The 14,057-nt window shown below is 65.2% G+C and carries 2 protein-coding genes (1 of these 2 cut by a window edge); both read right to left on the bottom strand.

What is annotated here, in order from left to right:
• On the bottom strand, nucleotides 1-1,608 hold the beginning of the coding sequence (locus J3P86_RS08705) for a non-ribosomal peptide synthase/polyketide synthase (RefSeq protein WP_434699955.1). It extends 11,985 nt beyond the left edge of the window; 1,608 of the gene's 13,593 nt are visible here — the first part of the coding sequence; the start codon lies at nucleotides 1,606-1,608; its stop codon lies off the left edge, out of view.
• Nucleotides 1,608-14,057: a non-ribosomal peptide synthase/polyketide synthase gene (locus tag J3P86_RS08700; RefSeq protein ID WP_434699954.1), complete on the bottom strand. Its 12,450-nt coding sequence runs from the start codon at nucleotides 14,055-14,057 to the stop codon at nucleotides 1,608-1,610. The genes J3P86_RS08705 and J3P86_RS08700 overlap by 1 nt, the downstream gene beginning before the upstream one ends.

Here is a 14,057-nt window from a genome sequence, read left to right as displayed (position 1 = left end):
GGCCTGGTCGTCGATGGTCAGCGCCAGCGCCTCGGGGTTGCGGCGCACCTGTTGGGCGATGCGCTGGTGCACGCAAACGGCTTCGTCAGTGTGGTCGGCCACCCGCAGCCATTGCTGCTGCGTGAGTTGCTGTTGCGCCGGGTCGAGCAGCGGCAGTTCGCCGATACGCTGGCGTGGCACATCGACGATGCCGTGCAGCAGGTTCTGCCAGTGCCCGGCCAGGCGCTCGATGGTCTGCGCATCGAACAGGTCGGTGGCGTAGGTCAGTTCCGCAGCGATGCCCTGCTCGGTTTCATAGGTGCCCAGGGTCAAGTCGAACTGGGCAGTACGCCCTTCCCATACCAGATCCTCGACCCGCAGCTGCGGCAGGTGCATCTGCCGGCTTCGAGTGGCGTCGGCGTTCTGGTGGTTGAACATGACCTGGAAAATCGGGCTGTGGCTCAGGCTGCGCTCCGGTTGCAGGGCCTCGATCAATTGCTCGAATGGCAAGTCCTGATGGGCCTGGGCCGCCATCGCCGATTGCTTGACCTGGGCGAGCAACTGATCAAACGGCAGTTGCCCATCAACGTCGGCACTGAGTACCTGGGTGTTGACGAAAAAACCGATCAGCCCTTCGGTCTCGACCCGGTTGCGGTTGGCCGTCGGCACGCCCACGCGGATCTGCGGTTGCCCGCTGTAGCGGTGCAGGAGCGCCTGGAACGAGGCCAGCAAGACCATGAACAGGCTGGCGCCTTCACGCTGGGCCAGCTGCTTGAGCGCGGTGGCCAGTTCCGCGCTCAGGGTCAAATCCAGGCGCGCGCCACGAAAGCTCTGCACCGGGGGGCGCGGATGATCGAACGGCAGTTCCAGCACCGGTTGCTCGTCACCGAGGGTCTGGACCCAATAGGCCAGTTGCCGCTCACGCTCCCCCGCCTCCAGCCAGTGCCGTTGCCAGATCGCATAATCAGCGTATTGCACCGGCAGGTCCGGCAAGGCCAGCGGCTGGCCGCCAATGTCGGCGGCGTAGTGCCGGACCAGTTCATCCACCAGCACCTGCATCGACCAGCCATCGGCAATGATGTGGTGCTGGATGAGCACCAGGACATGGTCGTCTTCGGCAATTTTCAACAGCGAAACCCGCAGCAACGGCCCTTGGCGCAGATCGAACGGACGCGCGGTTTCACCTTCGACGAAGGCCTTGATACGTTCGTCCTGGCTGACCGTAGAACCGGCGGGCAGCGCCTCGACCGCGATGCTCAAGGGCATATGTTGATGAATGATCTGCTCGGTTTGCTCGCCGTGCTCGGCGAACGTGGTGCGCAAGCTTTCGTGGCGCTCGACCACGGCATTGAAGCTGCGCTCCAGCGCCGGCACGTCCAGTTGCCCTTTGAGGCGCAAGGCGCTGGGGATGTGGTAAGCCGAGCTGTGGCGGTCCATCTGCCAGAGGAACCACTGGCGCTCCTGGGCGTAGGACAGCGGGACCTGTTCAAACCCGGAACGCACCTTGGGGATCGGCAGGTTGGCCGGCGAGACGCCCTCTTCGAGCATCTTTTCCAGGTACAGCCGGCGTTTGTCCAGCGGCAGAGTGATAAAGCGCTTGGCAACCCTCAAAGCAACACTCTTGTCCATCAGACTTCCTCCATTTCATCAAGCAGGGCGTCCAGCTTGTTCAGTTTCTGTTCGTTGATCGGCCCGTCGCCGCTGTCGAGTCGGGCGACAAAATCCTTCAGGACGGGGTGCTGGAATAACAGCTGCGGGGTCAGGCTCAACCCCAGTTCGAGAGCCATGCGCGAAACGGCGGTGACCGCCAGCAACGAGTGGCCGCCCAGCTCGAAGAAGTGATCGTGCAGGCCCACGCGCTCGACGGTGAGCACCTGGGCCCAGATCGCTGCGACTTGCTGTTCAAGGTCGCTGACCGGTGCTTCGTAAGCGTTTTCTGAGCGCCCGGCCTCGATGCTCGGCAAGGCCTTGCGGTCGAGCTTGCCATTGGGGGTCAGTGGCAGGTGGTCGAGGAACAGCCAGTGCGCCGGGATCATGTAGTCGGGCAGGTGCGCCTTGAGATTGGCCTTGAGTTGATCGCGCAGAGTATTCGCGTCGGTCGAAGCAACCACGTAAGCCACCAACTGCTGCCCGCCCGGCCCTTCCTGGGCCAGCACGGCGACGTCATTTACCTCGGCTTGCTGCAACAGCCGCGCCTCGATTTCGCCCAGCTCGATGCGAAAGCCGCGGATCTTCACCTGATGGTCGAGCCGGCCCTGGTATTCGAGCACGCCATCGGCGCGATAGCGGCACAGGTCGCCGGTGCGATACAGGCGTTCGCCGGTGGTCGAGAACGGGTTCGGCACGTACTTTTCGGCGGTCATCGCCGCGCGCCCGAGGTAACCCCGGGTGATGCCCGCGCCGCTCAGGTACAGCTCCGCCGAGACGCCTTGCGGCACCGGTTGCAGGTTGGCGTCGAGCAGGTAGCTGGCGGTGTGCTTGAGCGGGCGACCGATGTTTGCCGTGCCGCCGGCGGTGCGGCGGGTCCAGGTGGAATAGGTGGTGTCTTCCGAGGGGCCATACAGATCATAAACATGCTCAACCCCACCGACCTGTTCACCCACCACCTGTGGGAGCGAGCTTGCTCGCGATGGCGTCCTGGCAGTTAGCCCCTCATCGACTGACCCACCGCTATCGCGAGCAAGCTCGCTCCCACAGGTGATGTGTGATGGGTAGAGGGCATCCACCAGGCTCTGCTTCAGCGGCTCACCGGCCAGATTGATGATGCGCACGCTGTCCGGGATCTCGCCGCTGCGCTGCAACGCGGCGATCGCCGAAGGCACGGTGTTGATCAGGCGCACCTGATCGCGGGCCGGCAGGTGCGGCAGTTCCAGGGCGTTGCGGGCGATGATCAGCGAACCGCCGTTGGCGAGGGTGACAAACAGCTCCCACACCGACAGGTCGAAACACACCGAGGTCGATGCCAGGACGCCCTGGATGTCGTCGCGGCTGTAGACGGTTCTGGACCAGTCGATCAGCGCCAAGACGTTTCGGTGGGCGATCGCCACGCCCTTGGGTTTGCCGGTGGAACCGGAGGTGTAGATGACGTAGGCGAGGTTGTCTGGGGTGACGTCTGTAACGGGCGAGCTCAGTTGATAACGTGAAAGGTCGAGCTGATCGAGCATCAGCATTTGCGTCTCGGCCGGAACCGTCAGCGTCTGCGCCACCGCCTGCTCGGTCAGCAACACCCGCGCGCGGCTGTCCTCAAGCATGTAGGCCACGCGCTCGGCCGGGTAATCCGGGTCCAGCGGCACGTACGCGCCACCGGCCTTGAGCACCGCCAGCAAGGCGATCAGCAACTGCTCGGAACGCGGCATCGCCACGCCGACACGCACTTCCGGGCCGACGCCCAGTTCGATGAGTTTGTGGGCCAGGCGATTGGCGCGGCCGTCCAGTTCGCTGTAGCTCAGGCGCGTGTTGGCAAAAGTCACTGCCAGGGCATCCGGCGAAGCGTCGGCCTGGCGCGCAATGACTTCATGAATGCACAGGTCCTGTTCGAACGGCGCATCGACCGGGTTCCAGTCATGGGTCAAACGTTGATGCTCATCGAATTCCAGCATCGACAGTTCACCGAGGCAGCGCTCGCCATTGGCGCTCATCTGCCCGAGCAACTGCGCCAGATGCGCCGCCAGCCGTTCAACCGTATCCGGCGCAAAGCTCGCCCGCTGATAACTCATGTGTACCGACAACTGCCGCTCCAACCCCACCAGCAGCGTCAACGGATAATTGGTCTGCTCCTGAGTGACCGGCGAACCAAAACGCAAACCGTCCGGCGCGCCCTGTTCCAACGCCTGGGCGATCGGGTAGTTCTCGAACACCAGCAGGCTGTCGAACAGCGCGTCGCCGCCCTGCCCGGCCCAGCGCTGGATGTCCAGCAACGCGGTGTGCTCGAAATCGCGCAGGGCGAGGTTCTGCGCCTGCACCGCTTGCAGCCAGCTGTCCAAGGTCTGCCCGGCCCGTGGGCTGGCGATCACTGGCAAGGTGTTGATGAACAGACCGATCTGCTGCTCGATGCCGGGCAAGTCCGCCGGACGCCCGGCCACGGTCGCCCCGAAGGCCACCGTTTCTCGACCGGTGTAGCGCTGCAACAGCAGCAGCCACGCCGCTTGCACCAGGGTGTTCACCGTGACTTTCGAGGCGCGGGCGAAAGCTTCCAGGCGACGGGTCGACGCTTCGTCCAGCACGTGGACATGATCGCCGTAACCACTGCCCATGTCGGCCGGTTTGGCCACCGCATCGGCCAATCGTGTCGGCGTCTCCAGCTGTTGCAGCGCCGGTTTCCAGAACGCTTCGCTGGCCGCCGCGTCCTGGCGTTGCAGCCAGGCGATGTAGTCGCGGTAGCGGCTGCCGGACACCGCAACGGATTGACCGCTGTAGCGTTGCAGCACTTCGCCGAGCAGCTGCGAATTGCTCCAGCCGTCCATGAGGATGTGGTGGTGGCTGTAGATCAGGTGATAACGCTGTTCGTCGAGGCGCACGATCATCAGGCGTATCAGTGCCGACGCGCTCAGGTCCAGTTGCTCGCGTTCGGCATCGGCCAGGGCCTGCAAGGCCTGGTCAGGCAACGGATCGCTGCGCAGATCCTGCACGCTGTAAGGCAGCTCCAGGTATTTGCTGACCACCTGCACCGGCGCCGGCAAATCCCCTTGCCAGACGAACCGCGTGCGCAGGATGTCGTGGGCGTCCACCGCCGCTTGCCAGGCCTGGCGGAAACGCTGCGGGTCCAGCCCTTCCACGTCCAGGCGCAATTGGTTGATGTAGTCGCCGGTGGCGTCGCCATACACGCCGTGGAACAGCATGCCTTGCTGCATCGGCGACAACGGATACAGGTCGACGATCTGCGCCATCGGCAGCGCCAGCCCGTCCAGTTGCTGCTGGCTCAGGCTCGCCAGCGGGAAGTCCGATGGCGTCACACCGTGATGTCCGCCCTGGCAGCAATGCTCGATGAGCTGCTGTAACTCAAGCGCATACTCATCGGCCAAGGCCTGGATGGTCGCCTCGTTGAACTGCTCGCGGCTGAAGGTCCAGCCCAGGTCCAGTTCGCCATTGAACACCTGGCCGTTCAACGCCAGCACATTCGACAACGGTGCTTCAGCGTCCAGCTCATCGCCGGCCGCTTCGTTGGCCGGCACGAACAAGGCGCCGTCGGCTGCGTCGAAGCTGGCGTCGAACTGGCCCAGGTAGTTGAAGGTCAGGCCTGGCGTCGGCAGCCGCGCCAGACTTGCCCGCGTAGCGTCATCCGCCAGATGCGCCAAGGCACCAAAACCGAGGCCTTTGTCCGGGATCGCCCGCAGTTGTTCCTTGATCTGCTTGAGGCTATCCCCAAGATCGGCCTGCGGCGTGAGTCGGGCCGGGTACAGGCTGGTAAACCAGCCGACGGTGCGGGTCAGGTCGACGTCGTCGAACAGCGCTTCGCGGCCGTGGCCTTCGAGCTGGATCAGCGCACTGTCGGCGCCGGTCCAGCGCACCATGACCCGCGCCAAAGCCGTCAGCAGCAAGTCGTTGACCTGGGTGCGATAGGCCTTGGGCGCGTCTTGCAGCAGCTGTCGGGTCAGTGCGGCGTTCAGTCGCGTACGCACGGTCAGCGCGAGGCGGTTCTGCTGGCCGCCCTGTGGATGATCCATCGGCAAGCGCGCATCGATGTCTTCGAGCTGGGCCTGCCAGAAGGCCAATTGTTGCTGCAGCGCCGGGCTGTGGGCATGGTCTTGCAAGCGCTCGGCCCAGACCTGCGCTGAGGTGGTTTTGTCCGGTAGCTGCAACGCTGCGCCGCTGGACAGCTGTCGGTAGGCCCGTTGCAGATCCTCGAACAGGATGCGCCACGACACGCCATCGACCACCAGGTGATGCACCGCCAACAACAGACGTTGGCTGCCATCGCCCAAGGTCGCCAGTACCGCCCGCAGCAGCGGACCGTCTTGCAGACCGAGGCTGCGTTGGGCTTCGTTGGCGATGCTGTGCAAGGCCGAGGCGTCAGGCGCGTCCACGGTCCAGAGCAGGTCTTCGCAGTGAACGTCCGCAGGACGGTAGGCCGCCTTCCAGCCTTCGCCCTGCTCCGTGAAGCTCAAGCGCAGGCCATCGTGATGCAGCACCAGCGCGCTCAGCGCCTGATACAGAGTCGACGCCTCCAGAGGCTCGGTCGGCTTGAGCAGCACCGCCTGATTCCAGTGATGACGTTGCGGTATCGCTTGCTCGAAGAACAAGCGTTGCACTGGCAGCAGCGCCAGCTCACCCGTCACCGGGCCCTGATCGATGACTTGCGCAGCTTCGCCCTGGCGGGCCACGGTCGCCAGCATCTCAAGCGTCTGGTGCTGGAACAGGTCCTTGGGCGTCAAGTGAATCCCGGCCTGACGGGCGCGGCTGACCACCTGGATCGAGACGATGGAATCGCCGCCCAGTTCGAAGAAGTTATCGCGCAGGCCCACCCGCTCAAGCTTGAGCACGTCCTGCCAGACCGCCGCGAGTTGCTGTTCCAACGGGCTGCGCGGTGCCCTGTAGCTTTGCTGCAATTGGCTGGCGTCGGGCTTGGGCAGGTTCTTGCGATCGAGCTTGCCGTTGGGGGTCAGCGGCAGCCGTTCGAGCAACAGCAGATAGGCCGGGACCATGTGCGCCGGCAAGGTCGCCTTGAGTTGTTCGCGCAGATTCTCTGCGAAGTCATCCGGCACCCATTGATCAGCCACGACGTAGGCCACCAGGCGCTTGCCGCTGCCGGCAGCACCCTCCTGGGCCGCGACCACCGCTTCGCGCACGCCGTCGAGGGCTTGCAGGCTGGCTTCGATTTCCCCCAGCTCGATGCGGAAACCACGGATCTTCACCTGGTTGTCGATACGGTCGAGGTAATCGAAGGTGCCGTCGGCGCGCTGGCGCACCAGGTCGCCGGTGCGGTAGAGCAAGCCGCCGGCGCTGAACGGGTCGGCGACAAAACGCTCGGCGGTCAGCCCCGGACGGTTCAGGTAACCGCGGGCCAGGCCGCTGCCGCCCAGGTACAGCTCACCGGGCATGCCCTGTGGCAGCAGGTTCAGGTCGGCATCGAGCACGTAGGCGCTGCGGTCGCCGATGCGGCTGCCGATCGGCGCATAGGCCGCGCCACAAGCCACCTCGCGACCGGCCTTCCAGATCAGCGGGGTGACCACGGTTTCGGTCGGGCCGTAGCCGTTGATGATGTACTCAGGCTGCAAGGCGCGCTTGACCCGTTCGAAGCTGGCGTTGGCCACCGCGTCGCCGCCGAAGCAGTAGATGCGCACTTTCGGCGGGTTGCCTTCACGCTCGGCGTGCTCGGCCAGTTGTTGCAGGTACACCGGCGGGAACGCCACCACCGTCACGCCGTGCTCGCGCATGGCGTTGTAGGTTTGCTCCGGGGTCCACAGGCTGTCATCGCGAACCAGCAGCGAGGCGCCGTGGGTCAGGCTGGTGAGCCAGCGCTCATGGGCACCGTCGAAAGCGAACGACATGAAATGGAACTCGCAATCGCTGTCGCGCATTTCATAACGCTCGCCGATGGCCTGGCAGTGCATCGCCAGCGGACCGTGCGCCACGCTGACGCCCTTGGGGTTGCCGGTGGAGCCGGAGGTGTAGATGACGTAGGCAAGGTTCTGCGGATCGAGTCGCACCTGCGGCGCACTGACCGGCAGTTCGCGCAGATCGACCCGATCCAGCTCCAGCAGCGGTAGCGATTCGGCCACTGGCAATTGCGCCGCCACCGAGGTGTCACTGATCAACAAGGCCAGTCCGGCGTCTTCCATCAGGTACGCCAGGCGTTCCCGGGGATAACTGATGTCCAACGGCACGTAGGCGCCTCCGGCCTTGAGCACCGCCAGCAGCGCGACGATCACGCTTTCGCTGCGCGGCAGGGCCACGCCAACCCGGGTTTCGGCGCCGACACCACGGGCGATCAGGGCATGGGCCAACTGGTTCGCGCGCTGGTCGATTTCGCCATAGCTGAAGTGCCGGCCATCGAAGATCACCGCCGTGCGCTGCGGGCGCTCGTTCGCCAACGCGGCGATCCGCTGATGCACGGCGATGTCCACCGGATAAGGCTGCGGGTGGTTGCCGGCCTGTTGCCGCGCGTGTTCCGCGGCGCTGGCCAAGGCGATTTCGCCCAGGCTGCGTTCGGCGTCCTGGCTGAATTGCTCAAGCAGGTGCAGCAGGTGAGCGCTGATCTGGTTGATGACCTCGTCGGCGAACTGTCGACGCTCGTAGCTGTAATGCAACGCCAGTTGTTCACCGAGGGTGACCGCCACGCTCAGGGCATAGTGGGTCTGCTCAAGATTGGCCACGTCGCCAAAGGTGACATCGCTGTCGGTTCCCTGCTGCAAGGCTTGGGCGATCGGGTAGTTCTCGAACACCAGGAGGTTGTCGAACAGCGCCTCCCCGCCCTGCCCGGCCCAACGCTGGATGTCCGCTAACGGCGTGTGCTCGAAATCCCGCAGGCTCAGGTTCTGCGCCTGCACCGCTTGCAGCCACTGGCCGACCGTCTGGTCGGGGCGCGGCGTGCCGATCACCGGCAAGGTGTTGATGAACAGGCCGACCTGCTGTTCGATGCCGGGCAGATCCGCCGGCCGCCCGGCGACGGTCGCGCCAAATGCCACGGTCTGGTGCCCGGTATAGCGTTGCAGCAACAGCAGCCACGCCGCTTGTACCAGCGTGTTGACAGTGACTTTCTGCCGGCGGGCGAAGGTCTCCAGTGCCTTGGTGCGTGGCGCATCCAGCGTCAGGAAGTGATCGCCATGGCCGCTCTGGCCAGCATCACCCAAAGCCGCGCGGGCGAGCCGGGTCGGTTCTTGCAGCGCGGCCAGTTGCTCGCTCCAGAAGTCCTGGCTGAGCTGGCCGTCCTGGCGTTGCAGCCAGGCGATGTAATCGCGATAACGTCCGGCGATGCGGCCCGGCGCGTGGCCGTTGTAGCGTTGCATGACCTCGCCGAGCAATTGCGAATTGCTCCAGCCGTCCATCAGGATGTGGTGATGGGTGTAGATCAGATGCCATTGTTCAGCGCCGGTCTGCACCAGCACCAGGCGCAACAGCGGTGCCTGGCTCAGATCGAAACCTTGCGCGCGTTCTGCGTCAGCCAGCGCGGCAAGGGCCCGGGCCTGAGCCTGGCTCTGCTCGGCACGCTCGCGCCAGTCGAGCACCGTGAACGGCAACTGCACCTGCTTGTGGACAATCTGCAGCGGCTGCGGCAATTCGCCCTGCCAGACGAAGCCGCTGCGCAGGATGTCTTGCGCAGCGACGGTGGCCTGCCACGCCGCACGGAATCGCTCGGCATCCAGGCCTTGCACGTCCACCCGCAGCTGGTTGACGTACTCGCCCGCCGCCTGCTCGTACAGCGTGTGGAACAACAGGCCCTGCTGCATCGGTGACAGCGGGTAGATATCGTCGAGTTGGCCAGCCGCCACCGGCAGATGGTCGAGCTGCGCCTGGCTGATTTGCGCCAGCGGGAAGTCCGACGGCGTCGCTTGCGGCGTCGCCAGACTGACGCAATGTCGAATCAGCGCCTTGAGCGCGAGGGCGTATTGATCGGCCAGTTGCTGCACGGTCGCGCTGTCGAACATTTCACGGCTGAACCCCCAGCTCAGCGCCAGCTCGCCGCCATGCACCTGGCCTTCCACGGTCAGCCAGTTGGCCAGCGGCGCGGTCGGGTCCTGGGCGACCCCACTGCCTTCGCCGGATGGCAGCAACAGCGCCGTTTCGTCGAACTGACGGTCGAACTGGCCGAGGTAATTGAAGGTGATGCGCGGTTGCGCCAGACCGGCCAATGTCGCTTGTACCGAAGGCGCCGCCAGATGCCGCAGCACGCCATACCCCAGGCCTTTGTCCGGCACGCCGCGCAGTTGCTCCTTGACGGTCTTGATCGAACCGTCGAGGTCGTCGGTAACGGTGAGCTTCACCGGGAACAGGCTGGTCAGCCAACCGACCGTGCGGGTCAGGTCGATGTCGTCGAACAGCTCTTCGCGGCCATGGCCTTCCAGTTCCACCAGCGTGCCCGGCTGCCCGCTCCAGTGGCTGATGGTGCGGGCCAGCGCGGTCAGCAACAGGTCGTTGACCTGGGTGCGATAGGCCGCTGGGGCCTGTTGCAGCAACTGCCGGGTCAGCTCGGCGTCCAGGCGCCATTCGATCTTCGCGCCGTGGATATTTTGCAGGCTGCCCTGCGGACGATCACAAGGAATGTCCGCCGCGCCCTGGTGCTGGGCTTGCCAGTAGGCCAACTGATCGTCGAAGCGCGACGCTTCGGCACTCAGCCGCGCGGTCCAGCTCTGGAACGCGCTGGTCTTGGCCGGCAACGTGGCCGCGCCGCCCGCCGCCAGTTGTTCGTAGGCTTGCTGCAAGTCTTCCAGCAACACGCGCCACGACACACCGTCCACTACCAGGTGATGAATGATCAGCGCCAGCCGCTGGCTCCCGTCGGCCAGGTCCACCAGCATGGCGCGCAGCAGCGGACCGTCCTGCAGCTTCAGGCTGCGCTGCGCCTCGTCGCACAGTGCAGCGAGGTCTTCGATGGATCGGGCTTCGCGTTGCCAAAGATCGGCGTTTTGCACAAGCGGCCCGTGGCCCTGCCGCCAACCGTCGGCGTCTTCGACAAAGCGCAGACGCAAGGCGTCGTGGTGGTTGATGACGCAGGTCAGCGCCGCGTCGAGCCGCTGTGCATCCAGCGGCTCGCGGGCGGTCAGCAACAGCGACTGGTTCCAGTGGTCACGGGCCTGCATCGCCTGGGAGAAGAACTGCCGCTGGATCGGCCCGAGCACAGCATCGCCGGTAACTGTCGCCTGATCCACAGCACTGTGGCTGTCGCGAGTGGCGACCAGCGCCAGGCTGCGCACGGTCTGGTACTGGAACAGATCGCGGGGATGAATGCGGATACCGGCCTGCCGCGCGCGGCTCACCACCTGGATGGAAATGATCGAGTCGCCGCCCAGCTCGAAGAAGTTGTCTTCGAGGCCGACGCGCTCCACGCCGAGTACGTCCTGCCATATTTCGGCCAGGGCAACTTGCAGCGCATCCTGCGGGGCGACGAATGTTTGTCGGGGCGCGGCGTCCGGTTGTGGCAGGGCCTTGCGGTCGAGCTTGCCGTTGGCGGTGACGGGCAATCTGGCCAGCGGCATCAGATAGGTCGGCACCATGTATTCCGGCAGGCTCGCCAGCAGCCAAGCCCTGAGGTCCTGCTGCCACTGCTCGTGCGGCTCGCTGTTTTCCAGCACCAGGTAGCCCACCAGGTGCTTGCCGTCCTGGACCAGCACCACGGCCTCGCGCACCAGCGGGTGCTGCATGAGGCGGGTTTCGATTTCGCCGAGCTCGATGCGCAGGCCGCGTAGCTTGACCTGGTGATCGAGGCGGCCGAGGTATTCGATCACACCGTCGGCGCGCTGGCGCACGCGGTCACCGGTGCGGTACAGGCGTGCGCCGGCATGGAACGGGCACGGCACGAAACGCTCGGCGGTCAGCGCCGGACGCTGGTGATAACTGCGCGCCAGCCCCGTCCCGCCCAGGTACAACTCGCCCGCCACGCCCCACGGCACCGGCGACAGATCGGCGTCGAGCACATGGGTGCGCAGGTTGGCGATGGGGACACCGATCGGCACGCAATCGGCGCCTTCATCGACACAGGTCCAGTGGGTCACGTCGATGGCCGCTTCGGTCGGGCCGTAGAGGTTGTAGAGCGCGGCGTTCGGCAGCTTGGCGAAGACCTGGTGTTGCGCGTCCAACGGCAGCGCTTCACCGCTGCACACGATGCGCTTGAGACCTTCGCAGCTTTCCACGCCCGGCTCATGAATGAACGCTTGCAGCATCGACGGCACGAAGTGCAGCGTGCTGATGCGATGGCGCTTGATGGTCTCGATCAGTTGCAGCGGATCGCGGTGCACGCCCGGCGCGGCGACTACCAGCCGGGCTCCGGTCATCAGCGGCCAGAAGAATTCCCACACCGACACGTCGAAGCTGAACGGAGTTTTCTGCAACACCGCGTCGCTGCCATCCAAGGCATAGGCCTGTTGCATCCAGCACAAGCGATTGACCAGCGCCGCATGACTGTTGCCAGCGCCCTTGGGTTTGCCGGTGGAGCCAGAGGTGTAGATCACGTAGGCCAGGTTCAGCGGATCAAGCGTGATGTCGGGACGATGGTCGCTGTAGCCGTCGAGCCAGCCGGCCGCCTGGTCGAGTTCGATCACCTCGACGCCGTCGGTTGGCAGCGCCGCCGACAGCGAGCGCTGGGTCAGCAGCAAGCCGATGGCGCTGTCCTCGATCATGTAGGCCAGGCGCTCCTGCGGGTACTCAGGATCCAGCGGCACATAGGCGCCGCCGGCCTTGTGAATCGCCAGCAGGCCCACCACCATTTCCAGCGAGCGCTCGACGCAGATCCCCACCAGGCTGTCCGGCCGCACGCCGCGCTCCCGCAGCAGGTGAGCCAGTCGGTTGGCGCGGGCATCGAGCTCGGCATAGCTCAGGGTTTGCTCAGCAAACACCAGCGCCGGTGCGTCCGGGGTGCGCGCCACCTGGGCTTCAATCAGTTGATGCATGCACTGCGCGGTCGGGTAGCGTTGCGCCGTGGCGTTCCAACCGTGGACCAGGGTGGCGTGTTCGTCAGCGTCGAGCAGCGGCAGTTCGCCGATGCGCCGGGACGGATCAGCGATCATCGCGGTGAGCAGTCGCAGCCAATGCCGGGCCATGCGCGCGATGCTCGGCGCCTCGAACAGGTCGTTGGCGTAGGTCAGCGCCGCGTGCAGCGTGCCGGCCTTTTCATAAGTGTCCAGGGTCAGGTCGAACTGAGTGGTGCGCGCCTGCCATTCGATCATGCCCAGTTCCAGCCCGGACGCCGTGCGGATCGTGGTGACGTCCGCCACGTGCGGCTGATGGTTGTACATCACCTGGAACAACGGCGTATGGCTGAGGCTGCGCTCCAGCTTGAGCGCTTCGACCAGGCGTTCGAACGGCAGGTCCTGATGGGCCTGGGCGCCGAGCGCGGTTTCTTTGACCCGCCGCAGCAACTCGTCGACACGGAGCTGGCCGTCCAGTTCGGTACGCAGTACCTGGGTGTTGACGAAGAAGCCGATCAGCCCTTCGACCTCATCCCGGTTACGGTTGGCGATCGGCACGCCGACGCGGATATCGGACTGGCCGCTGTAGCGATGCAGCAGCACATTGAACGCGCCGAGCAGCAGCATGAACAGCGTGACGCCCTGCTGCTGGGCTGTGCTGCGCAGTTGCTCCGCCAATGCGGCGTCGATGGCGAATTCATAACGGCTGCCGCGATAGCTGGGCATCGCCGGGCGCGAATGGTCGGTGGGCAACTCCAGCACCGGATGTTCATCGCCCAGTTGTGCCTGCCAGTACGCCAGCTGCCGCGCCTGCTCGCCGGCCTCCAGCCAGCGACGCTGCCACAGGGCATAGTCGCTGTACTGGATCGGCAGGTCGGCCAATTGCGGGGCCACGCCTGCCTCGTGGGCGTCGTAGCAGCGGATGAACTCGTCGATCAGCACGTTCATCGACCAGCCGTCGGAGACGATGTGATGCAAGGTCAGCAGCAACACGTGCTCCTGCTGATCAAGCTTGAGCAGTTCGACCCGCAGCAAAGGGCCGCGCGACAAGTCGAAGGGGCGCATCGATTGTGCTTCGGCGGCTTGACGTACTGCCTGCTCGCGTTCGCCTGCGGGCAATGCGCTGAGGTCCTGTTGCTCGATCACCAGCGGCGCATCGGTAGGTACTTGCACCAGGCTGTCGTCGGCCTGGCGCTGGAACACTGTGCGCAGGGTTTCATGGCGGGCCACCAGGCTGGCGAAGGCCTGCTCCAGCGCCGACAGGCTCAGCGCGCCCTTGAGCCGCACCGCGCCGGGCAAGTTGTAGGCACCGCTGTCGGGGTCCAGTTGCCAGAGAAACCACATGCGGCGCTGGGCATAGGACAGGGCCTGGCGGTCGTCGGCTTCGACGCCTTGGGGAATGGGGAAACGGCTGAAATCCACGCCCTCCTTGTCCAGCGCTGCCAGGAACATCTGGCGCTTGTCCAGGGGCAACCCGATAAACCGGCGAGCAAGTTTCAAGGCGTCTTCAGCATTCAT

Source organism: Pseudomonas sp. D1-1, from assembly GCF_051132225.1.
GTDB lineage: Bacteria > Pseudomonadota > Gammaproteobacteria > Pseudomonadales > Pseudomonadaceae > Aquipseudomonas.
This window is presented reverse-complemented; position numbering and strand designations above follow the sequence as displayed.